The sequence below is a fragment of the Kribbella sp. VKM Ac-2571 genome, from assembly GCF_004362255.1.
Taxonomy (GTDB): Bacteria; Actinomycetota; Actinomycetes; order Propionibacteriales; family Kribbellaceae; genus Kribbella; species Kribbella pratensis.
The window spans coordinates 351,796-374,058 of record NZ_SNWS01000002.1; the positions used below are offsets into that span (position 1 = coordinate 351,796).

Consider the following 22,263-nt stretch of genomic DNA (forward strand, 5'->3'; position numbering starts at 1 on the left):
GCGGTGTGGTGGTTACAGGGAAGCCAGAGCGTCGTTCCAGGTCTTTGACGGGCGCATGACTGCGGCGGCCTTGGCCGGGTCGGGGTGGTAGTAGCCGCCGATGTCGGCCGGGCTGCCCTGGACGGCGAGCAGTTCGCCGACGATGGTCTGCTCGTTCGTGGCCAGGGTCTCGGCCAGCGGCGCGAACGCCTTGGCCAGCTCCGCGTCGTCGGTCTGCGCGGCCAGCTCCTGTGCCCAGTACAGCGACAGGTAGAAGTGGCTGCCGCGGTTGTCGATGCCGCCGACGCGACGGGTCGGGGACTTGTCCTCGTTCAGGAACGTGGCGGTCGCCCGGTCCAGGGTGTCGGCCAGGACCTGCGCCCGCGCGTTGCCGGTCGCCTGGGCCAGGTGCTCGAAGCTCGCGGCCAGCGCGAAGAACTCGCCCAGGCTGTCCCAGCGCAGGTAGTTCTCCTTGACCAGCTGCTGCACGTGCTTCGGCGCCGAGCCGCCCGCACCGGTCTCGAACAGGCCGCCGCCGGCCATCAGCGGGACGACCGACAGCATCTTCGCGCTGGTGCCCAGCTCGAGGATCGGGAACAGGTCGGTCAGGTAGTCACGCAGCACGTTGCCGGTCACCGAGATGGTGTTCTCGCCGCGGCGGATCCGCTCCAGCGACAGCTTGATCGCCTCGACGGGCGCCAGGATCCGGATGTCCAGACCCTCGGTGTCGTGGTCGAACAGGTACTTCTGGACCTTCGTGATGATCTGGGCGTCGTGGGCACGGGTCTCGTCCAGCCAGAACACCGCCGGGTCGCCGGTGGCGCGGGCCCGGTTGACGGCCAGCTTGACCCAGTCCTGGATCGGGGCGTCCTTGGTCTGGCAGGCGCGGAAGATGTCACCGGCCGAGACCGCCTGCTCGAGCACGACGTCGCCGGCCTGGTTCACCAGCCGGACGGTGCCGGTCGTCTGGATCTCGAAGGTCTTGTCGTGCGAGCCGTACTCCTCGGCCTTCTGCGCCATCAGGCCGACGTTCGGCACCGAGCCCATGGTGGCCGGGTCGAACGCGCCGTTCGCGCGGCAGTCGTCGAGAACGACCTGGTAGATGCCGGAGTAGCTGTGATCCGGCAATACGGCGAGGGTGTCGTGCTCCTCGCCGTCCGGGCCCCACATGTGCCCCGACGTACGGACCATGGCCGGCATCGACGCGTCGACGATGACGTCGGACGGGACGTGCAGGTTGGTGATGCCCTTGTCCGAGTCGACCATCGCGAGCTTCGGGCCGGCGGCCAGCTCGGCGTCGAAGGAGGCCTTGATCTCGGCGCCTTCCGGCAGGTTCGCGATCCCGTGCAGGATGCCGCCGAGGCCGTCGTTCGGGGTCAGGCCGGCCTTCGCGAGCACGTCGCCGTACTGCGCGAACGTCTCCGGGAAGAAGGCGCGGACGACGTGACCGAAGATGATCGGGTCCGACACCTTCATCATGGTGGCCTTCAGGTGCACCGAGAACAGCACGTCCTCGGCCTTCGCCCGGGCGACCTGGGCGGTCAGGAACTCGCGCAGCGCTGCCACGCGCAGAACAGACGCGTCGACGATCTCGCCGGTCAGCACCGGGACCGACTCGCGCAGCACCGTGGTGGTGCCGTCGTCACCGGCCAGCTCGATCCGCACCGAGCCCGCGGACTCGATCACGACCGACTTCTCCGTCGCGCGGAAGTCGTCGTTGTCCATGGTCGCGACGTTGGTCTTCGATTCGGCGCTCCAGGCGCCCATCCGGTGCGGGTGGGCCTTGGCGTAGTTCTTCACCGAGGCCGGGGCGCGGCGGTCCGAGTTGCCCTCGCGCAGCACCGGGTTCACCGCGGAGCCCTTGACCTTGTCGTAGCGGGCCTGGATCTCCCGCTCCTCGTCGGTCTTCGGCTCGTCCGGGTACTCCGGCAGCGCGTAGCCCTGGGACTGCAGCTCGGCGATCGCGGCCTTCAGCTGCGGGACCGAGGCCGAGACGTTCGGCAGCTTGATGATGTTCGCCGCGGGCGTCTTGGCCAGCTCGCCGAGCTCGGCGAGGGCGTCCGCGATCCGCTGGTCCTCCTGGAGGTACTCCGGGAAGAGCGCCAGGATCCGGCCGGCCAGTGAGATGTCCCGGGTCTCCACGCCGACACCGGCCTGGCCGGCGTACGCCTGGACGACAGGAAGGAACGAGTACGTGGCGAGCGCCGGAGCCTCGTCGGTGTGGGTGTAGATGATCGTCGAGTCAGTCACGGGCCCACCTTATCCGGCGTACGTCGTACTCCTACGTGGGCCGGATCACGCTTAGGTCCTACTCCAGGTCGTCGGGATGCGCCAGGGTGATGCCGCTCGCGACGGTGACCGCGCTGGTGAACGCCAGTGTGTCGATGGGGGAGGCGGCCGCCACGGTCGCGCCGGAGAGCGAGGCGAGGCCCTTGGCGCCGTCCCAGGTGCAGTCCACGAACACCGCTTTGGCCGCCTTGACCTGGGAGAACTCCACGCCGGACAGGTCGCAGCGCCGGAACACGGCGCCCGTCAGGTCGGCGGAGACGAAGTCGGCGCTCTGCAGGCGGCAGTCGGTGAGCTCGACCTTGAAGAACTTGGCGAACCGGAACGACGCGAAGTCGAGCACGGTGTCCTGGATCGTCACGTGCTGGAGGTTCGCGCCCGGTCCGGCGAACCCGATCATCCGGGAGCCGGCGATCGCGACCCGGGTCAGGGCGACGTCGGACCAGCGGGAGTTCGCCAGGTCGCACTGGATGAGCTCCGTGTCGACCAGGATCAGCTTCTCCAGGTCGGATCCGGCCAGCTTGCTCCGCGTGAACCGGCAGCCGCTGATCTCGAGGTGCTCGGCCTCCAGATCACTGAGATCCACGTCCTCCAGGCCCAGATCGAGCAACCGCTCCTCGTCCTCGATCTCGTCGGGCAAGGTGGACTCGAGCTCGGCGCGCAGTCGTGGCGCTGCGATCGCGGCGGGTTTCCGGGGTGGCATGCCGTCAACCTAGCGGCGTCCACCGACAACAGGCGGACGCCCGGGCCATCACAATTGCGCCGTTGGAGCGGCCGCCCGCGGGGCGTCGCCGGATTCGGGCGATTGTGATGGCCTGGCGGTCCGTCATTCGCTCCGCAGGTAGTGGGCGGCCGCCCCGACGAGGGCCGAATGCTCGGTGTCGCGCGTGGCGGAGGCGGGGAAGTCCAGGACGGACTCGACCAGGTCGAAGGCTCCTGAGATCGAGCCGCCGAGGACCGTCTGCGTTACTCCGAAGCGGTCCAGCCAGGGGTGGAGGGCGGCGGCCAGGTCGGTGAAGCAGGCTGTCAGGACCTCCTGCGCGGCGGTGTCGCCGGTGCGGGCCTGGTCGGCGATCTCCTTGACGCCGGGCGATTCGGTCGCGGTGCTCTCGGCGTACCGGCGGAGGATCGCGCGCGCGGAGATCGAGTCCTCCAGCGGCTTCCCGGCGTACGTCGTCTTGTAGAGCTCACCGCCCGGAGGGACGCTGTCGCCCTCGCGGACCACGCGTCCGTCGGCGAGGAACGCCGTACCGATGCCGGTGCCGATCGTGACGCCGACGCAGCGTTCGACGCCGCGGACCTCGCCCGCGGTCCACTCGCCGACCGCGAACGCCTCCGCGTCGTTCATGAACAGCAACCGCTCGATCCCGAGTTCGCTGCTCAGCGCGGCGCCGAGGTTGAACCCGTACAGCTGGTCGAACTTGCCCTGCCCGCGGTACCACGCGATCCCGGTGGCGAAGTCGAACGGACCGGGCAGTGCGACCGCCAGACCGTTTGCCAGCGGCAACTTCCGGGCCGTCTCCGCGAGCTGCTCGACCACCACCTCGGCCGCCTGCTGCGACTCGAGTTTCGCCCGGTCCACCTCGGTCACGTCCCACGTGCCGGGCGCCACCACGGCCGCCGTGACGTGGCTTCCCCCGATCTCCAGCACCGCTACGTCCATCCGCACATCATCGCAGGACGTCAGTACCGCTCCTTGAAGACCTGCTTCCCGGAGTCGTCGTACATGGTGATGTAGATAGGGTCGGTGTTTCCCTTCAGGATGTTGTCCGTGTAGACGCGGTGCACCCAGTACCCGTCCTTGACGGTGGCGTCGCCTTGCTGCCCGAGACCGGTGAACGCGATCCGGGTGACTCCCTCCGGCACCCGGCCCGCGTAGCTGTACCGCACACCCCTGCAACTGGTCTGTTGGTAATCCCTCTCCACCGGCTCGTTGCCGCACCCCATGCTCCAGTAGCGCTGGATCTGGTACTCGCGCGTGACGATGCCGACGTTCAGCAGCGTCGCGCCGAACCCACCCAGCGGTTGCTTCTGGATCGGCACCCCCGCCACGCAGTACGCGTACTGCGATCCGTCGGGCGACCGGCGGACCGTCATCGCGCCGTCGGCATCGCTCACCTCGACGACCTTGTCGGTCCAGCCGGCGACTACTTGCCGTCGCCAGGCGTCGTCGTTCGCGGTCCGGAAGAAATCGTCGGATTTCGCGCACAGGTCGGTGATCGCGGCAGGCTGAGCGACGGTGGCAGGCTGCGGCTTCGTCTGCGGGTCTACGATCCTGCCCACCAGCAGTACGGCGATCACGGCAGTCGCGGCGCCGACGGCCGTGCCTGCGCCCAGCATCGCGCGACGGCGCCGGGTCCGGCGCCGGCCGGTCGCGACCAGTTCGGTCACGTCGGGCGCGAACGACGTACCGCGGTCGGTGGCCTTGTCCATCAAGGTCTTCAGGTCGCCCGTCATTTCATCCCCACCAGGTCGGAGAGTTCGGCCAGCGACGGATGGGCGCGCAGCTTGTCCAGGGCGCGCATCGTCTGGCTCTTCACGGTTCCGGGTCGGCAGTCGAGGGCGATCGCGGTCTCTTCGACGGACAGTTCGTCGAAATACCGCAGTACGACGCATGCGCGCTGGCGGGACGGTAGCTCGGCGAGTGCCTTGGTGATCACCAGCCGGTTCTCGACGGTGCCCAACGCGTCGGCCTCCGCCTCGTTGGCGAAGTACTCGTCGCCGCCGACCACCTCCTGACTGGACTTCCGGCGCAGCGCGTCGAGAGTGGTGGAGACCACGACCTTCCGCGCGTACGCACCGACCGCGCCCTTGCGCTGGATCCGGCCCCAGACCCGGTACAGCCGGATCAGGGCCTCCTGGGTCGCGTCCTCGGCCCGCCGCCAGTCGCCGCACAGAAGGTAGGCGGTCCGGCACAGAGAGTTGGCGTGATGCGTCACGAACTCGACATAGTCCCGTTCCGTCTCCGCTCTCACGCGCGGCGCTCCCCAGTCATGCCGAGTCAAACGTGGTGGCCCGCATGAATGGTTGCACGACTACGGCAGACTTTTCCCGTGCCTCAAGTCATGATCGACGGTGTCCGGGTCAGCTACCACGTGTACGGCAGTGGGCCGGTGTGTATCGCGCATCCGGGTGGACCGGGGGTGCACTGGCCCTACCTGCGGATGCCGGACCTCGAGCAGCACCTGACGATGGTGTACCTCGAACCGGTCGGTACCGGGAACTCGGACCTGCTCCCCGACGGCGACTATTCGATGGAGAGGTACGCGTCCTTCGTCGAGCAGCTTGCGCGACATCTCGGCGCCGAGCCGGTGTTCCTGCTCGGTCACTCGCACGGCGGCTTCGTCGCGTTGCAGACCGCGCTCGACCACCCTGAGCGGCTGCGCGGCGTGATCGCCTATGACTCGATGGCCTACAACGGCCCGGAGCTCGGGGCGCAGGCGTTCAAGAACCTCGAGGCGTACGTCGCGGCGCGGCCGGCCGGCGATCCGATCGCGGGGCAGGTGCTCGCGGCGTGGCAGGAGCAGCCGGTCGGCCGCGAGGCCGAGCTCGACACGCTCAAGCGGCTGCTGCCCGTGTACTTCAACGACTTCGAGGCGATCGACCCGCGGATCGGGGAGTGGAAGCAGACGGTCGACCTCACCGTCGACCCGAACCGGCAGGACACGCTCTGGGACATCCGCGGGCGGCTCGGTGAGATCGCCGTACCGACGCTGGTGCTCGTCGGGACAGCGGACTTCATCTGCCCGGAGAACTCGGCCCGTGAGCTGGCCGACGGGATCCCCGACGCCGAGCTCGTGGTGCTGAAGGAGAGCGGTCATTTCGGGCACGTCGAGGAGCCGGACGCGTTCCGCGATGCCGTCCTGCGGTTCACGTCGCAGCACTGAGGGAACCAGGCGGCGCCCCAGTCCGTAGAGTGACTGGAGCGAGGGGATACACATGCCGACCGAGAGCAGGACGACGTCCGTGGTCGCGGCGCTGAGCGTCGCGGTGGCGGTGGTCGGTCATGCGCTCGTCGGGGGTGGCGGTGTGCCGCTGGGCGTCGTACCTCCGCTGGTGGCGTTGGCCGGCGTCTGCTGGCTGCTCGGGGAGTACCTGGCGGGTGAGCTGCTGCTGACAGGGCTGGTGCTGGCCGGGGTGCAGCTGTTCGTACATGTCGCGCTGGACTCGATGACGATGCATCACGGGATGTCGATCGCGAGCAGCCTGATGATGACGACTACCCACTTGGGTGCGTTGCTGGCCGGCGTGCTCGCGATCAGCCAGGCGCACCGGTGGGTCCATCGCGTACGGCGGGTGTTCGCGCGACTGCTGCCCGAGCTGCCGGTGTCGCGCCCGGTACGCCGGGTCGACGAGGAACACGTTTTCTTCGCGGCGTGGACCCCGACCGGATCCCGGCTCGGTACGAGCATCTCCGGGCGCGGTCCACCCGGCGTACGAGTAAGTGCAGCTTTCTGAGCCGGCCGTTCGCGCCGGACTACTCGTATGCCTGTGAAAGGTTCTCTCATGCCCAGGAGATTTGTCCTGCGCGCCGGCGCGATCGTCGCGGCCTCCGCGCTTGTCGTGATCGGCGCCGCGAGTTCGGCGTCGGCGCATGTCACGGTGTCGTCGCCGGACGCCAAGCCCGGCGGGTACGCCAAGCTGGTGTTCCGCGTGCCGACCGAGTCGGACAACACCAGCACCACGAAGCTCGTTGTCTCGTTGCCCAAGGACCATCCGTTCGCGCACGTGGGTGCGCAGGTGAAGGACGGATGGAAGGTGGAGAAGAAGGAAGAGAAGCTGCCGGCAGCGGTGAAGGTCGGTGACGTCACGCTGACCAAGGCGATCACCACGGTCACCTGGACCGCGACCGCGGCCGGGATCCCACCGAACGACTTCGACGAGTTCTCGCTGTCGGTCGGCAAGCTGCCCGAAGGCGTGGATGCGTTGAGCTTCCCGGCGGATCAGACGTACAGCGACGGTGAAGTGGTGAAGTGGGCCGACGTCGCCAAGGACGGCGCCGAGGCCGAACACCCGGCGCCGACGTTGAGGCTGGCGGCGGCGATCACGCCGGTTGCGGCGACGACCTCTGTGGATTCTTCGGACACGTTGGCGCGCTGGCTCGGCGGCGGCGGTTTGCTGGTCGGGCTGCTCGGTCTGGCCTTCGGGCTGCGGCCTCGTCGTGCCGCGGCTGTTGTGGAGAAGCAGTAGCCGTGCGCCGATTGTTCGCGGTACTGGTCGCGTCGCTGTTCACGCTGGTGGCTTCCGCCGGCGTGGCGGCGGCGCACGCCAAGCTCGAGTCGATGACGCCGACCGACGGTTCGTCGATGGCCGCGCCGCCGACGAAGGTGGTGCTGACCTTCAACGAGCCGGTCGGGGCCAATGGGACGCAGGTGCTCGTGAAGTCTCCGAGCGGTACGGACGTCGCGAACGGTGATGTCCAGGTGGTCGACAACACGGTCACCCAGCCGGTCGGCGCGATGATCGAGGCCGGCAAGTACACGGTCGAGGCCCGCGTGGTCTCGTCCGACGGCCACCCGATCACGGTCAGCGGCGCCTTCACCGTCACGCACGCCGGCCATCCGGCGACCCAGCCGGCCGATGCTCCGGCGCAGTCCGAGGGCAACTCCAACACGGTGACGATCGTCGCGATGTGCCTGGTGATGCTCGTGGTCGTGGCGTTGGCCGTGGTGATCGTCCGCCGCCGGCCGGCCTCGTGAAACGTGCCTTCGTCCCGGTCGGGATAGTTGCTACCGGCATCGTTGTGATGGTGGCGGGGCTGTTCGCCGCCGGTGGTGCGCCGAAGCGGGCAGCGGACGGCCTGCTCGGCGCCGGTCTCGCTGTCTCCTGGGCGGTTCCGGTACTGCGGATCCTCGCGGACGCAGCCGCGGTGGCAACCGGGGGAGCTGTGCTGGCCGTCGTACTGTTCCTGCCCGCCAAGGACGGAAAGCTCGGAAACAAAGCGATCCGCGCCTGTCAGGATGCCGCAGCGGCCGCCGGGATCTGGGCGGTCGCGAGCATCGGCGGACTGATTGCGACTGCGACGGTGATTCTCGGAATCCCGCTGTCCCATCTCGCTGAGCACGCCGACTCGGCCGGCCGGCTGACCCAGGTCCGCGCGCTGGCAGTCGCTGTCGTGCTGACCGCCGTACTCGCCGTGATCTTGAGCGGTACCAAGACGTTGCGCACGGCCCGACTGGCCGCCGTACTCACGATCGCTGCCCTTATCGGACCGCTCCTCACCGGCCACGGCGCGATAGATCGCACCAGCCTGTGGTCCGTCCTCGCCACCGCATCGCTCGTCGTCCACGTCGTCGCCGCGACCGCCTGGATCGGCGGGCTGGGTGCGGTACTGCGCTACACGCGCTCTCGCGAGGCCGTTGAGCTGTTCAGCACGCTCGCCTTCGTCTGCGCGGTGACGATGGGCATCACCGGACTCCTCACCGCCGAGATCCACCTGGGCGGTCGCGAGGACGGCTGGGGGCTGATCACGCAATGGGTGACATCCGGGTACGGCGTTCTGGTGCTCGGGAAGACGCTCGCGTTCGCGCTCCTGGTGTTCATCGGCTGGCTGCATCGGCAGAGCACGATCCCGCGCGTGGCGACCGGCGACGCGGGGGCGTTCCGGCAGCTAGCAGTGCTGGAACTCGCGGTGATGGCCGGCACGATCGGCCTCGCGGTCGCCCTGTCGCGCACCCCTTGACGTGAGTCGGTGACATGTCAACGTCCGTCCGTACAATGGATGGATGAAGGAACCGGAGTGGCTCGGGGCGCAGGAGGCGGGGCTCTGGCAGTCGTACCGTGACACGCATCGCGAACTGATGCGCGCGCTCGAGGCGCGGATGATCACGAACTCGGGTCTGTCCGGCGCCGACTACGCACTGCTGCACCCGTTGTCCGAGGCCGACGACGGCCTGCTCCGCACCCGCGACCTCGGCCGCTCGGTCGGCTGGGAACGCAGCCGCTTGTCGCACCAGGTCAGCCGGATGGAGAAGCGCGGCCTGGTCACCCGTGAGGAATGCACCTCGGACGCACGCGGCTCGATGGTCCGCCTCACCGCCCTCGGCCGCAAGGCGATCGAATCCGCCGCCCCCGACCACGTCGCCGCCGTCCGCACCTATTTCCTCGACCACCTGACCGCGGACGAGCAGACCCAGCTCACCACCCTCCTCAACCGCATCGCCGCCAACCTCCCCACCACCTGCACCGCCCCGGACTGCGACGAGTAGCTCAACCCATCGAGGTTGGGGAGGATTACCCGCCCGGATCGGCACGAAGACCTCCCCAACCCCGCGCGTGGCGAGTGGTTTCTCGACGTACCGGGGTCGACCCGTGAGATGGCGGAGCGCACTGTGACTGTGACACGCCGTTACGGCGGGCGGTGGGTGAAGTGAGCCCGAAAGAATGTTGACGTCTCGTTCAGATGCGCGCTGGATTTGACAATCGTTTTCACTAAAGGTGAGGATGTGGCGCGTGTCCGAGGCTTTGGGTAGGCGTGGGTTCCTGGGGATGGCCGGGGTTGCCGGGCTGGCGGCGATCACCGGTTGTGGGGCGGACGGAGGTGCGGCCGCGCAACCCAAGCAGGGCGGACGGTTGCGGGCCGTGTACGCCGGTGGCGGGGCGAAGGAGGTGCTCGACCCGCACGTGCAGAGCCTGTTCGTGGACATCGCGCGGCACAAGGCGATCTACGAGAAGCTGGTCGAACTCGGCCCGGATCTGAAGCCGGTCCCGCGGCTCGCGTCGAAGTGGGAACACGACGGGACCGCGACCACCTGGCGGTTCGGCCTCCGCGACGCGACCTTCCACGACGGCGCGAAACTCGTCGCCGAGGACGTGCTGTACAGCATCGCCCGGATCGTGGATCCCGCCGTACCGGAGCGGGTTGCGCAGTCGTCGCTCGCGACGCTGGATCTCAAGCGCAGCAAGGCGATCGGGCCCTCGACGGTCGAGCTGGTGCTGACCCAGCCGAACGCGGAGTTCCCCGCGCTGCTGGCCGGAATCGGCACGCAGATCGTGCGGAACGGGTTCAAGGATCCCACCAAGCCCGTCGGCACGGGAGCCTTCCGGTACGTGTCGTTCGAGGCCGGCCGCTCGATGGTCGCTTCGCGGTACGACGACTACTGGGACGAGCCCGCGCGGATCGAGGAGTTGCACATCCTGTCGGCGGATTCCGAGGCGCGGGCGAACGCCGTACAAGGTAGTCAGGCGGAGTACGCCAACGACATGACCGCGACGTTCGCGCGCACCGCGGAGGCCGGGAAGGCGGTGCGGATTGTGGCGGCGAAGGCCAGCACGATGCAGGCGTTCGTGATGAAGGTCGACCGGCCGCCGTTCGACAACCCCGACGTACGGCTCGCGTTCAAGCTGGTCGCGGACCGGCAGCGGCTGGTGGACGTGGTCCTCGCCGGGCGGGGTGAGGTGGGGAACGACCTGTTCGGCAAGGGGTATCAGTACTACCCGGCCGATCTGCCGGCCCGCGAGCGTGATGTCGACCAGGCGCGGAGCTTGCTGAAGAAGGCCGGGCTGGCGGGCAAAGAGGTGGAGATCTTCACCGCGGACGCGTCGGCGGGGTTCGTCGAGGCGGCGACTTTGTTCGCGGAGCAGGTCGCGGAGGCGGGGGTGCGGTTGAAGGTGACGACGGGGAGCCCGCAGACGTACGCGAAGGACCTGCTCACGAAGGGGGCTATCGGCAACCATCGGTCGGGGGCGATGCCGATTCCGCAGTACGTCACCGATCGGTTGCTGTCGCATTCGCCGTTCAACGTGACGCATTGGCGGCGGCCGGCGTTCGACACCGCGTTCGCGGCGACGCGGGCGGTGACGGACCAGACCGAGCGTTCCAGGCGGTACGGCGTACTGCAGAAGACCGTGCGGGACGAGGGCGGAATCCTTGCGTGGGGTCTGCCGGACTACCTGATCGCGGTGTCGTCGAAGGTGCAGGGGGTGCAGGCGGTGCCGCCGAACACCTTGGACCAGGGCCGGTTCGACAAGGTGTGGCTGGCCTGAATGCGGTGGTACGCCGCCCAGCGGGCGGGGCTCGCGATCGTTCAGTTGGCTGTGCTCTCGGTGCTCGTGTTCGTCCTGACGTCGTTGCTGCCGGGGGATGCGGCGGACCTGCGGTTCACCGAGACCTTGACGCCGTCGCAGGTCGCTGCGCTTCGGGCGGAACTCGGTCTCGACCAGCCGCCGGTCGAGCGATTCGTGCACTGGCTGGGCGATGTGCTGACCGGCGATCTTGGTACGTCGTTGATCAGCGGGGGACCTGTGGTCGACATCGTGCGGCACTCGATCGGCGCGACGCTCGTCCTCACGCTAGCAACGCTAGCGATCGTCGTACCGTTGGCCGTTGCCCTGGGCATCGTGATGGGGACGCGTGAGAACGGGCACGTCGATCGTGCCATCACCTCGATCACGCTGGCGTTGTCGGCGATCCCGGATTTCGTGATCGCGGTCGTCCTGGTCGCCGTGTTCTCGCTGAAACTCGGCTGGTTGCCGGCGACGTGGATCGGCGGCAATCTCCTGTCCTCGCCGGCCCTGTTGATTCTTCCCATCGCCGTACTCTTCGGCCGGACGGTCTGCCTGCTGTCGCGTCAGGTCCGCGCCGGGACGGTGGCTGCTCTGAACGCCGAGTACGTGACGCAAGCCCGGCGGCTCGGCATCCCGCGCCGTCAACTCCTTCTCCGCCACGTCCTCCCGAACGCGGCCGTTCCCGGCGTCCAAGAGCTCGCCCGCACCGGTGACACGCTTCTGGGCGGTGTCCTGGTCGTCGAAGCCATCTTCGCGATCCCTGGCTTCGCCACTGCCCTCGTGGACGGCGTGGAGACCCGAGACATCCCGACCGTCCAGGGCCTGACGCTCGTGCTGGCCGTCGCGGCCCTCCTCATCAACCTTGGCGCAGACCTCGTCTGCAACCGGTTGGTCCCTCGAACGGCGCTGCTCCGATGAGCCCGCGCGAGGGTGTCGCCAGCGAGCGAGGCCTGCGGATGCCGCGCGGCGTGTCAGTGGGTGTATCGGTGGGATTGGTCGCGGTGCCGTTGGTTGTCGCGGTGCTGGGACCACTCCTGCCCTACGACGCTCGGCCCGGCCTGCCCTACTCGTCCGAGGGCGTGTTGGGGACGGATGGGTTGGGCCGGGATGTTCTGGGGTTGCTGCTGGTCGGCGGGCGGTCGGCGTTGGGGATGGCGATCGGTGCGGTGGTGCTGGCGTATCTGGTCGGCGGACTGATCGGACTGACGGCCGCGTCGACCCGGCATCGGTGGTTGGACGAGGGGATGATGCGACCCCTCGACGTACTCCTGCCGCTCCCGTCCCTCCTCGTGATCAGCGTGGTCGCCGTCGGCTGGCGCGCGTCCGCGATCGCGATCACCGTGGCCGTAGCGATGGTGAACGTCCCGACCGTCGCACGGCTCGTTCGCGCGGCCGCTCTGGACGCGGCCAGCGGTCCGGTGGTCGAGGCGCTTCGGATGCAGCGGGAATCGTGGTTCACGATCCAGCTCGGGTACGTCGGACGCTCGGTCCTCGGCCCGGTCGCGGCGGATCTCGGCACCCGGATCACGCTCGCGGTGTTCCTCGTCGCCTCGGTCAACTTCCTGGGGCTCGGTCTGAGCCCGACTGCGCCGGATTGGGCAGTCAGCGTGTCCCGCAACCGCGAAGGACTGCTCCTCCAACCCTGGTCGGTCCTCGCCCCGGCGCTCCTTCTCGTCTCGTTCACGTTGGGCTTCAACCTTCTCGCCGACCACCTCGTCCACAGGTCACGCCGCCTCGTGGAGAGCACGCGATGACGCCGGTGGTGCGCGTGACCGGGCTGTCCGCTACCGCGGGAGACACGCTGCTCGTGGACGGGGTTTCGTTCGAGGTCGTCGCGGGGGAGGTGACTGCTCTTGTCGGCGCCTCTGGGTCGGGGAAGACCACCTCAGCGCTAGCACTGCTAGGCGAACATGGTGACGGCGTACAACTGGGCGGACACGTCGAGGTCGACGGCCAGCTGGTTGTCGACAGCAACGGAGTGACTGCCGCCGCGCCGACGGTACGCGGCCGCGTCGTCGCCTACATGCCGCAACATCCCGGCAGCGCGCTGAACCCGGCCCGGCGAATCGGTACGACGCTGCATGAGCTGGCGAAGCTGCACGACGGTGACGCCCGCGAGGCCGTCCGCGCGGCGCAGTTGCCCGGAGACCGCGGAACCCTCAAACGTTTTCCGTATCAGTTCTCCGGTGGCCAGCGGCAACGAGTGGCACTCGCGCAGACGCTCACCTGCCGGCCGAAGGTACTCGTGCTCGACGAACCGAGCACCGGTCTCGACTCGATCACCCGATGGCAACTCGTCCACGAACTCAGAGACCTCGCCGCCACCGGTCTCGGCATCTTGCTGCTCAGTCACGATCTGGACCTGGTCCGCGCCCTCGCGTCCCGCGTCGTCGTCCTCGATGCCGGTCAGGTGATCGCCACCGACGTCCTCCCGCCTGCCCCGGACCTGAAAGTCACGGGAACCTCTGCCGCCGGGCAACCGTTGCTAACGGCAATGAACCTCTCTGCCTCGCTGCGTCCCCGCGGGCGCGATGTCGTCCTGCACGAGGCCGACCTCGCCGTCCGCGCCGGCGCCTGTCTCGGAGTCGTCGGCCGCTCCGGCAGCGGCAAGACCACCTTGGCCCGCTGCCTGGCCGGCCTGCACGAGCGCTACACCGGCACCATCCTGCTCGACGACGAACCGCTTCCGGTCCTCCGGAAACGCACCCGCGACCAGCACCGCCGCGTCCAGTACGTGTGGCAGGAGGTCCGCGGATCCTTCGACGAACGCCGTCCCGTCGACCAGCAAGTCGCCCGTACGGCGCAACGCCTCCGCGGACTCGCGCCGGACAAGGCATACGCCGAGGCTGTCGCTACACTCGCGCGTCTCGGCGTCGCCGCGATCACCGCCGCTCGTCCACCGAGCCGCCTGTCCGGGGGCGAGCTCCAACGCGCAGCCCTCGCGCGAGCAGTGCTAGCGAATCCCGACGTACTGATCTGCGACGAGATCACCACCGCCCTCGACGATCACGGTACGGCGCTCGTCCTCGACCTCCTGGCCGAGCTCAAGGACCGCGGTACGGCGCTGATCTGGATCGGCCACGACCTGCGCCTGGTCGCCGCCGTCGCGGACCGGGTCCTGGTCCTCGACGCCGGCCGGGTGGTCGAACAGGGCCCGCCCGCGACGATCACCACCGAGCCACACCACGAGCTGACCCGGCGGCTGGTCGCAGCCACTCGCCTCGGCCACCCCCAATCTCCGCCCGTGCTGACCATCGACTCAAGGAGCGAACCGCGCCGATGACGCGACTGCACGACCACCTGGCGGAGGCCATCAAGGACCCGGACCCGATCCGCGTCAGTTCCGGCACCGGGGACGACTTGATCTGCCTGCGGTTCGAGACCATGAAGGTGTACTCCGCGCTGGGCGCCGTCCGCCGGTTGCTGGAGACCGGGCAGGTCCGGCCCGGTGACACGCTGATCGACAGCTCGAGCGGGATCTACGCGCACGCGCTCGCGCTCGCCTGCCACCGGTACGGGATGAAATGCCACATCGTCGGCTCCACGACAGTCGACCGGACACTGAAGATCCAGCTCGAGATCCTCGGCGCGACCATCGAGCAGGTGCCGTCGTCGAACAACCTGCAGCTCGACCAGAACCTCCGCGTCCGCCGGATCGGCGAGATCCTCCGCGACAACCCGACGTACCACTGGATGCAGCAGTACCACGACGACATCCACTACCTCGGCTACGGCGCGATCGCGGATCTTGTGGCGGAGCTGGTACCGACCGGTCCGCTGTGCCTGGTCGGCGGTGTCGGTACGGGCGCCTCGACCGGCGCGATCGCGGCCTACCTGCGGGAGCGCGGCCGGGACGTGAACCTGGTCGGCGTGCAGCCGTTCGGGAGCATCACGTTCGGGGCCGGCCACACGCAGGACCCGGAGATGATCATCGCGGGGATCGGGAGCTCCATCGAGTTCCGGAACGTGCGGCACGAGCTGTACGACCGGTTGCACTGGGTCTCGTTCGACTACGCGATGTCGGCGGCGGTGGATCTGCTCCGCACGTCCGGCGTTTTCGCGGGGCTGTCCGCCGGGGCGGCGTACCTGTCGGCGTTGTGGGAGCACAACTGCGACCGCGGCCGGAAACACGTTTTCCTGGCCGCGGACACCGGCACGCGGTACGTCGAGTCCGCCTTCGCCCGGCACGCCGAGGCGCGGCCGATGGCATCGATGCGACCGCGAGAGATCGACTCGCTGGACGAACTCGCGGTCCCCTGGTCGGCGATGTCGTGGGACCGGCGGGAATCCGCTCAGGTTCACCGCGAGGAGTTTCCATCTGCGACTCCGTCGCATTAATGTGAGGCACGACAACCCCGGGAGGGCCCCATGACCAGTTCCGTGGCTGATCTGACCGCAGAGGTACTCGCCGGATCGCGTGGTCCGTCACCGGCGGACCTCGACATCACCAGTGCGTTCTGGCTGCATCACACGACGCGTCTGCCCGGCGCCGACGTCACCTACCGGAACTACTACGTGCTGTTGCGTGTAGGAGAGGTGTTCGGCGCATGCTCCTTCGAGTCGGGTGAGCTCGATCCGGCGTACTGCGCCGATACCTCCGGCCGCACACTCGCCGACGTACTGTCCTCCAGCGACCCGCTCCCCGTCCGGATCGCCGCGCTGGACGCTTACCTGGCCGCGGTCGAGCCGCACCACACCGCGCCGTACGCCGAGGAGGTCGTCCTTCCCGCAGGTACGCCGGACGTTCGCGCACGCGCCCGTGACGCGGCTGTCGCCGGACTGCTGGACGTTGCCGAAGGCACCAAAATCGCCTTGATCGGGGTCGTGAACCCGCTCGTCGACGCGATCACGGACCGCGGCGGCGTCTGTCTCCCGTGCGACTTCAACCTCCGCGAGACCGCCTCCGGCCTGCCGGTTTCCCTCGACATGATCGAGGTGATCGACGCAGCCGACGCGGTCGTCGCCACCGGCATGACACTGTCCAACGGCAGCTTCGACGTACTCCTTACTCGTTGCCGTGAGCAAGCGAAGCCGCTCGCCGTCTACGCCCAGACCGGCAGTGCGGTCGCCCGTGCGTTCCTCGGCGCCGGCGTGACCGCGCTTTCCGCGGAACCTTTTCCCTTCTCCCAGTTCAGCTCCCGCCCGAGCAGCCTCTATCGCTACAGGACGGAAACATGAGCACCCAGCAGAACCTCACCGCACCCGCGGCTGCAGTCCCGGGCGATCTTCGGATGGCCCGCCGGCTGTGGCCTTTCCTGCTGGCGTCGACGGTGAGTCTGATCCCGTTCACGGTGTTCGGGATGTATCTGGTGCCGATCTCCGAGGCCGCCGGTGGGAGCGTTGCGGAGATCGGTGGACTGCGCGGGCTCGGTGGGCTAGCAGCGCTAGCAGTTGGTGTGGTGCTGGCGCCGCTGATGGATCGCGCGCCGCGAGAGCTGGTCGCTGCGGGCGGGCTCGCGCTGCTGGGCGTCTCGGCCGCATTGGGGGCTGTGGGCAACGTGTTTGCGCTGGCCGCGTTCTGCCTGCTCATCGGGGCGTCGACCTCGATCCTGGCGCCGTCGATCGGGGCCGCGGCCGCGGATCGGTTCAGGTCGCCGGCCGCCGCGGGCCGTGCGGCGACGCTGGTGTCGGCGACGACGTCCGCGATGGCGATGCTGGCGGCTCCGGTGCTCGCCGGGCCGGGACTGATCTGGGGCTGGCGGGGCAACCTGCTGGCGGCGGCAGCGATCTCACTCGTCCTGGCGGGCGCCTTCTTCTGGCGCGGGCGCGGGCGGAAGGCGCCGATCACCAACCGGGAGCGGATGAGTTACCTGGCGACGTACCGCGAACTTGCCCGGATCCCTGGCGCGCTCCCGCTACTGGCCATCGCGATGCTGCGGACAGCAGCCTTCATGGGCTACCTCGCTTACCTCGCGGCGTTCTACGACGAGAAGTTCGACCTTGCGCCGGGTTGGTTCGCGCTGGTCTGGTCGCTGAGTGGCGCGTCGTTCTTCCTCGGCAACCTCCTCGCCGGCCGGTACCTCGCCACCGCTCGCCCGTGGATTACCCCCGAACGACTGCTCGTCGGCGGCATCACCGTCGCGCTGCTCGCAGTCTCCACGTTCTACTTTTCGCCGACGCTTCCGCTCACGCTGCTGATCACCGCGCTCATGGGCGCCGGCCACGCAACGGTCGCGGCCTGTGTCACCACGCTGCTGGTCCACCGCAGCGGTGACCTCCGCGGATCCGCGCTCAGCGTCAACGCGGCCGGCATGAGCCTCGGCACGTTCCTCGGCGCCGCGATCGGCGGCCTCGGCCTGGGCCTCGGCGGCTACCCCGGTACGGCGATCACGTTCGCGGCCATCACCACCACCGCCCTCCTTCTCGCCCTCCGCATCCGCCGCGCGCCGGAGTGAAGCATCCTTGAGCACCCGTCAACCATTTGGGCACCCCGAAAACGGTCGACGGGTGCTCAAGGACGACGTGGATCAGGGGCGATTCGGGGATTTATCGGGGTCCTCAGCGAGCCGATTGCGATATATCGTTCCGTTTCATGGAGAACCTGCCCGACCGCCCGCACCCGCACGCGCATCTGCGGGCGTCCGACATTGATCGTGATCAGGTGGTCGACGTACTGCGGGAGGCCCTGATGTCGGGCCGGTTGACGCAGGAGGAGCACGCTGAGCGCCTCGAGCAGACGCTGGAGGCGAAGACCCTCGGCGAGCTCGAACCGATCACCCGCGACCTCGTCGTACCCGGTCAGCCGGCGCCCGCGGCGCAACCCGCGGCGGGCGCCTCGACCAGCCTGGTGCCGATCGAGGAGCCGGCCGACCCGGAGCAGAGCTTCGACACGATGGTGGCGATCTTCGGCGGCGGCGAGCGGAACGGCCGCTGGCGGGTGAAGCGCCGTACCAACGCGTTCGCGGTGTTCGGCGGGCACGACCTCGACATGACCAACGCGGTCTTCGAGGGGCGCGAGGTGACGATCTGGGCGTTCGCGGTGTTCGGCGGCATCGACATCACCGTCCCGGAAGGCGTGACGGTGCGCAACGAGGGCGTCGGCATCTTCGGCGGCTTCGGCGCCCGCGGCAGCGACGACCCCGACCCGAACGCCCCCGTCGTCGTGGTCAAGGGCCTCGCCCTGTTCGGCGGCGTCGGCGGCCAGTCCTCAGCCAAACGCCACGGCAAGAAGTTCAAGGGGCACGGCCAGCTGGGGCACTGAGCAATTCGGGTGCGGTACGGCGCTCCGGCCTCCTACTCTTCCGCCATGGCCGACCAGTCCTTCGTCCCAGCCGACTTCGACGTGCCCACCGAGCTGATCACGCCTCGGTTCCGGCTGGAACCGCTCGGGCCTGAGCACAACGCCGCCGACTACGCCGCGTGGACCGGCAGCATCGACCACATCCGTGCGACGCCAGGCTTCCAGGGCAGTTGGCCGCCGGTCGACGGGATGTCCCTCGAGGCGAATCTCGGCGATCTACGGCGTCACGCCGACGATTTCGCCGGGCGCCGCGGATTCACCTACACGGTGATCGAGTCGGGGAGTGACGAGGTGATCGGGTGCGTGTACATCTATCCCGCCCGCCGGGACGCGCGGATCACCGACGTTCGCTCCTGGGTGCGTGGCGACCGGGCCGAGCTGGACGTAGTCCTGCATGACGCCGTGAGCAGCTGGCTGGCGACCCGCTGGCCCTTCGAGTCGATCGACTACGCGGAACGGATCAGATCCAGGTCTTGAACCACATGCGGCTGAGCCAGTCCGGGTGCGGGAGGACCTCGTCGGTCAGGATCGGCCAGATGTAGGCGAAGTTCAGCACGACGAGGACGGTGAACGCGCCGACCACCGCGGTGCCGATCAGCCGACGTGGGGTCGCCGTACTCATCGCTTCCCGGGCCGGGCCGAGGATCTTGCCGAGGATCAGCGCCAGCGCCATCACCGTGAAGGGGATCATCGTGACGGCGTAGAAGAAGAAGATCGGCCGGTCGTCGAACGCGAACCACGGTACCCAGCACGTCACGAACCCGACGATCGGTATGCCGAGCCGCCAATCGCGCGTGCCTATCCACAGCACCAGTGCCGCGATCAGCGCGAGCGCACCTCCCCACCACAACAGCGGCGTACCGAGGGCAGAGATCACCTGCAGGCAGTTGGTCCCGGCCGGGGCGTTGCAGCCCGGCGTACCGGGCTTGATGTCGTTGACCGCGTCGAAACCGATCGGGCGGGCGATGATCGGCCAGCCGGCCGGGTTCGAGGCGTACGGGTGGGTGGCGTGCTTGATGTAGTCGCCGGTGTGGAAGGCGAGCACTTCCTTGTGGTACGCCAGCAGCGACCGGAAGTCGTCCGGCACGACCTTCATCACGCCGTGCGCCGGGTTGCTCGCGGCCCAGTTGTGGTCGTACGCGTTGTCGTGCAGCAGCCAGCCGGTCCAGGTCGCGACGTACGTGACGACCGCGACCAGCACCAGGCTGAGGAACGCCGGTATGCCGTCGACCAGGGCCGACTTCACGAACGCGAACCGTACGCCGAGCGCCCGCCGGGCCCCGAAGTCCCAGGCGAACACCATCACGCCGAACGCGGCGAGCACCCAGACCGCCGACCACTTGGTGCCGAGCGCGAGGCCGAAGCAGATGCCCGCGGCGATCCGCCACGGCCGGATCAGCAGCCAGCGGCCGATCGTACGACGCTCGCCGTCGGTGACCGGCTTGTCGAGGGTCTCGGCGTGCCGCCGCCGGGTCCAGTCGCGGTCGGCGACCAGGCAGGAGACCGCCGCGACCAGCCAGAACGCGAGGAAGATGTCGAGCAGTGCGACCCGGGACATCACGAAGTGCAGGCCGTCGACCGCGAGCAGCAGGCCCGCGATGCAGCCGATCAGCGTCGACCGCGTCATCCGGCGTACCGTCCGGATCAGCAGCAGCACGGTCAGCGTGCCGAACAGCGCGGGCATGAACCGCCAGCCGAACGGGGTCATCCCGAACAGTTGCTCGCCGGCGGCGATCATCCACTTGCCGACCTCGGGGTGCACGGTCAGGCTCGGGGTGTCCTTGAAGACGTCCAGGTTGCCGGCCAGGATCGCCTTGTCCGCGGCGCCTTCCGGCTGGTCGATGAACTGCCGTGCGTAGCCGAACTTGAGCAGGCTGTACGCGTCCTTGGCGTAGTACGTCTCGTCGAAGACGAACTTCACCGGGTTGCTGAGGTGCCAGAACCGCAGGACGCCGGCCAGCACGGTGATCACCAGCGTGGCGATCCAGCCGCCGTCGAAGTCCCGCGGCATCGCCGGGTACAGCCGCTCCTTGAGCGGCGGCAGCCGTCTCCCGAGCACGTCCCGCCCGAGCGTCTCCCGCTCCGCGCCGGCGTCACTCCGCCGTACCGTCCCGTCCTCGATCACAGCAGCCACGCCCGCCATCGTACGGACGCCCCGGTACCACCGCCTCCCCGCGTCGGTGGAGTTGGCCTGTGGACAACCGAAAGCCACCGGTCGAACCTTCTACACTGGGTGACATGAGCACGCCACGAGAAGAGCTCCACGCGATGATCGACGAGCTCCCGGACGACGCGGCCGCGGAGCTCGTCCCGGACATGCGTGCGATCCTGCGGCATCGCCTGGAGATGCATCGACGCCGTGCGGCAGAGCATCGCCCATGGCCACCGTCGTGGTTCGGTTCCGTGACGGGCAGCAGCCCCGACATCGCGGCACGGAGCGAGGAGATCCTGCGAGACGAGCTCGGTCGGCATCAGTGATCGTCGTCGACACCGGACCACTGGTCGCGGCTGTTCTGTCGGGGGATGACGACCACCGGGCCTGCGTCGATCTCTTCACATCCGCGCATCTCGGTGGTGAACCGCTGGTCGTTCCAAGCTTTGTCATTCCGGAGGCGTGCTACCTGATCCAGCGCGAAGCGGGCCCCAAGGTCGAGGCAGACTTCGTGCGATCTCTTGCGGCCGGAGACTTCGCTGTTGCCGAGTGTGACCTGGCGCTGGAGCGGATCGCCGAGTTGATGGAGAAGTATGCCGATCTACCGCTCGGTTTGGCCGACGCGTCCGTGGTGGCGATCGCGGAGGAAATCGGGGCGCGCGAGATCGCGACGCTGGATCGGCGCGATTTCAGTGTTGTTCGTCCGCGGCATACCTCGTCGTTCGTTCTGCTGCCATGAGCGGGCGGTTGGTGTTGGTGGGGACTCCTATTGGGGACGTGTCGGATGCTTCGGCGCGGTTGGGGCGGGTGTTGGCGGGGGCGGATGTGGTGGCCGCGGAGGATACGCGGCGGTTGCGGCGGTTGACGTCCGAGCTGGGGATCCAGCTGAGTGGGCGGGTGGTCAGTTACTTCGAGGGGAACGAGCGGGAGCGTACGCCGGAGTTGCTGCAGGCGCTGCTGGACGAGCAGACCGTGGTCGTGGTGACGGACGCGGGGATGCCGAGCGTGTCGGACCCGGGGTACCGGCTGGTGGCGGCGGCGATCGAGGCCGACGTCCATGTGACCGCCGTACCGGGACCGTCGGCCGTGCTGACGGCGCTCGCGTTGAGCGGGCTGCCCGTGGACCGGTTCACGTTCGAGGGGTTCCTGCCGCGCAAGCCGGGGGAGCGCGCGCGACGGCTCGGCGAGCTCAAGGACGAGCCGCGGACGATGGTGTTCTTCGAGGCGCCGCACCGGCTCACGCAGTCCCTGGAGGCGATGGCCGAGGCGTTCGGCGCAGACCGGCGTACGGCGGTGTGCCGGGAGCTCACGAAGACGTACGAAGAGGTGAAACGCGGCCCGCTCGACGACCTCGTGACCTGGTCGAAGGATGGCGTCCGAGGCGAGATCACCGTCGTCGTGGCCGGGGCGGACCCGCACAAGGTCATGACCCCGGAGGACCTGGCGCGGGAGGTGGCTAAGGACGAGGAGGCGGGTACGCCGCGCAAGCAGGCGATCTCCGACGTCGCGAAGCGCTTCAACGTCCCGAAACGGACCGTGTACGACGCCGTACTCGCTGCTCGGGACCCTGGTAAATAACACTGGCGCCCGGCACTACCCT

Annotated in this window: 24 protein-coding genes; 18 read left to right on the forward strand and 6 right to left on the reverse strand. The window is 68.7% G+C overall.

Annotation, left to right across the window (positions count from 1 at the left end; genetic code table 11):
- Positions 1-12 precede the first annotated feature (12 nt).
- From EV651_RS05765 to EV651_RS05785, 5 genes are all read right to left on the reverse strand, one after another.
- Positions 13-2,229 carry an NADP-dependent isocitrate dehydrogenase gene (locus EV651_RS05765; protein WP_133782760.1) on the reverse strand — a complete coding sequence of 739 codons (2,217 nt, stop codon included), beginning with the start codon at positions 2,227-2,229 and terminating at the stop codon, positions 13-15.
- A 58-nt stretch (positions 2,230-2,287) separates the two neighbouring features.
- Positions 2,288-2,968, reverse strand: a complete 681-nt coding sequence (locus EV651_RS05770) for a pentapeptide repeat-containing protein (RefSeq protein ID WP_238156683.1) — start codon at positions 2,966-2,968, stop codon at positions 2,288-2,290.
- A 123-nt stretch (positions 2,969-3,091) separates the two neighbouring features.
- Positions 3,092-3,928, reverse strand: coding sequence for an ROK family protein (locus tag EV651_RS05775; RefSeq protein ID WP_133782762.1), 837 nt, complete (start codon positions 3,926-3,928; stop codon positions 3,092-3,094).
- A gap of 20 nt (positions 3,929-3,948) precedes the next feature.
- Positions 3,949-4,722, reverse strand: coding sequence for a hypothetical protein (locus tag EV651_RS05780; RefSeq protein WP_133782764.1), 774 nt, complete (start codon positions 4,720-4,722; stop codon positions 3,949-3,951).
- Entirely contained in the window at positions 4,719-5,240 is a 522-nt protein-coding gene (locus EV651_RS05785; RefSeq protein WP_133782766.1) for a SigE family RNA polymerase sigma factor, read from the reverse strand. The genes EV651_RS05780 and EV651_RS05785 overlap by 4 nt, the downstream gene beginning before the upstream one ends.
- A gap of 78 nt (positions 5,241-5,318) precedes the next feature.
- Between EV651_RS05785 and EV651_RS05790 the strand changes: the two genes are divergently transcribed.
- The 15 genes from EV651_RS05790 to EV651_RS05860 all read left to right on the forward strand — a co-directional run bounded on the left by EV651_RS05790 (position 5,319) and on the right by EV651_RS05860 (position 18,988).
- Complete coding sequence (locus EV651_RS05790) at positions 5,319-6,152, forward strand: alpha/beta fold hydrolase (RefSeq protein ID WP_202870175.1); 834 nt, start codon at positions 5,319-5,321, stop codon at positions 6,150-6,152.
- 52 nt (positions 6,153-6,204) lie between these two features.
- Entirely contained in the window at positions 6,205-6,723 is a 519-nt protein-coding gene (locus tag EV651_RS05795; RefSeq protein WP_133782770.1) for a hypothetical protein, read from the forward strand.
- Between the two features lie 48 nt (positions 6,724-6,771).
- Complete coding sequence (locus EV651_RS05800; protein WP_133782772.1) at positions 6,772-7,455, forward strand: YcnI family protein; 684 nt, start codon at positions 6,772-6,774, stop codon at positions 7,453-7,455.
- Positions 7,456-7,457: 2 nt separating this feature from the next.
- Positions 7,458-7,964 carry a copper resistance CopC family protein gene (locus EV651_RS05805; protein WP_133782774.1) on the forward strand — a complete coding sequence of 169 codons (507 nt, stop codon included), beginning with the start codon at positions 7,458-7,460 and terminating at the stop codon, positions 7,962-7,964.
- Positions 7,961-8,947 (forward strand): copper resistance D family protein, encoded by a 987-nt coding sequence (locus tag EV651_RS05810; RefSeq protein ID WP_238156684.1) that lies wholly within the window; start codon positions 7,961-7,963, stop codon positions 8,945-8,947. The genes EV651_RS05805 and EV651_RS05810 overlap by 4 nt, the downstream gene beginning before the upstream one ends.
- A 43-nt stretch (positions 8,948-8,990) precedes the next feature.
- Positions 8,991-9,473 (forward strand): MarR family winged helix-turn-helix transcriptional regulator, encoded by a 483-nt coding sequence (locus tag EV651_RS05815; protein WP_133782776.1) that lies wholly within the window; start codon positions 8,991-8,993, stop codon positions 9,471-9,473.
- A gap of 235 nt (positions 9,474-9,708) precedes the next feature.
- A complete protein-coding gene (locus EV651_RS05820; RefSeq protein WP_133782778.1) occupies positions 9,709-11,250 on the forward strand; it encodes an ABC transporter substrate-binding protein in 1,542 nt (513 codons plus the stop codon).
- Positions 11,251-12,189 (forward strand): ABC transporter permease, encoded by a 939-nt coding sequence (locus EV651_RS05825; protein ID WP_133782780.1) that lies wholly within the window; start codon positions 11,251-11,253, stop codon positions 12,187-12,189. It begins immediately after the preceding gene.
- A gap of 68 nt (positions 12,190-12,257) precedes the next feature.
- On the forward strand, positions 12,258-13,025 hold the full coding sequence (locus EV651_RS05830) for an ABC transporter permease (protein ID WP_238156685.1): 768 nt from the start codon (positions 12,258-12,260) through the stop codon (positions 13,023-13,025).
- Positions 13,022-14,554 (forward strand): ABC transporter ATP-binding protein, encoded by a 1,533-nt coding sequence (locus EV651_RS05835; RefSeq protein ID WP_133782782.1) that lies wholly within the window; start codon positions 13,022-13,024, stop codon positions 14,552-14,554. The genes EV651_RS05830 and EV651_RS05835 overlap by 4 nt, the downstream gene beginning before the upstream one ends.
- Positions 14,551-15,609 carry a pyridoxal-phosphate dependent enzyme gene (locus EV651_RS05840; RefSeq protein WP_202870177.1) on the forward strand — a complete coding sequence of 353 codons (1,059 nt, stop codon included), beginning with the start codon at positions 14,551-14,553 and terminating at the stop codon, positions 15,607-15,609. Before EV651_RS05835 ends, EV651_RS05840 begins: the two co-directional genes overlap by 4 nt.
- Positions 15,610-15,639: 30 nt before the next feature.
- Positions 15,640-16,449, forward strand: coding sequence for a Rossmann-like domain-containing protein (locus tag EV651_RS05845; RefSeq protein ID WP_133782784.1), 810 nt, complete (start codon positions 15,640-15,642; stop codon positions 16,447-16,449).
- Entirely contained in the window at positions 16,446-17,666 is a 1,221-nt protein-coding gene (locus EV651_RS05850; RefSeq protein WP_238156686.1) for an MFS transporter, read from the forward strand. The genes EV651_RS05845 and EV651_RS05850 overlap by 4 nt, the downstream gene beginning before the upstream one ends.
- Before the next feature lie 137 nt (positions 17,667-17,803).
- Complete coding sequence (locus EV651_RS05855) at positions 17,804-18,472, forward strand: DUF1707 domain-containing protein (protein WP_133782786.1); 669 nt, start codon at positions 17,804-17,806, stop codon at positions 18,470-18,472.
- Between the two features lie 45 nt (positions 18,473-18,517).
- A complete protein-coding gene (locus tag EV651_RS05860; RefSeq protein WP_133782788.1) occupies positions 18,518-18,988 on the forward strand; it encodes a GNAT family N-acetyltransferase in 471 nt (156 codons plus the stop codon).
- On the opposite strand, the gene EV651_RS05865 is transcribed toward EV651_RS05860, so the two are convergent.
- On the reverse strand, positions 18,972-20,654 hold the full coding sequence (locus EV651_RS05865; RefSeq protein ID WP_133782790.1) for a dolichyl-phosphate-mannose--protein mannosyltransferase: 1,683 nt from the start codon (positions 20,652-20,654) through the stop codon (positions 18,972-18,974). The genes EV651_RS05860 and EV651_RS05865 overlap by 17 nt on opposite strands.
- Positions 20,655-20,749: 95 nt before the next feature.
- On the opposite strand from EV651_RS05865, the gene EV651_RS05870 reads away from it, so the two are divergent.
- Genes EV651_RS05870 through rsmI form a run of 3 tightly spaced genes read left to right on the forward strand, consistent with a single transcriptional unit; the run spans position 20,750 to position 22,241 of the window.
- Complete coding sequence (locus EV651_RS05870) at positions 20,750-20,989, forward strand: hypothetical protein (protein ID WP_133782793.1); 240 nt, start codon at positions 20,750-20,752, stop codon at positions 20,987-20,989.
- Positions 20,986-21,402: a type II toxin-antitoxin system VapC family toxin gene (locus tag EV651_RS05875; protein WP_133782795.1), complete on the forward strand. Its 417-nt coding sequence runs from the start codon at positions 20,986-20,988 to the stop codon at positions 21,400-21,402. The genes EV651_RS05870 and EV651_RS05875 overlap by 4 nt, the downstream gene beginning before the upstream one ends.
- Complete coding sequence (gene rsmI / locus EV651_RS05880) at positions 21,399-22,241, forward strand: 16S rRNA (cytidine(1402)-2'-O)-methyltransferase (RefSeq protein WP_133782797.1); 843 nt, start codon at positions 21,399-21,401, stop codon at positions 22,239-22,241. The genes EV651_RS05875 and rsmI overlap by 4 nt, the downstream gene beginning before the upstream one ends.
- Positions 22,242-22,263: the final 22 nt, after the last annotated feature.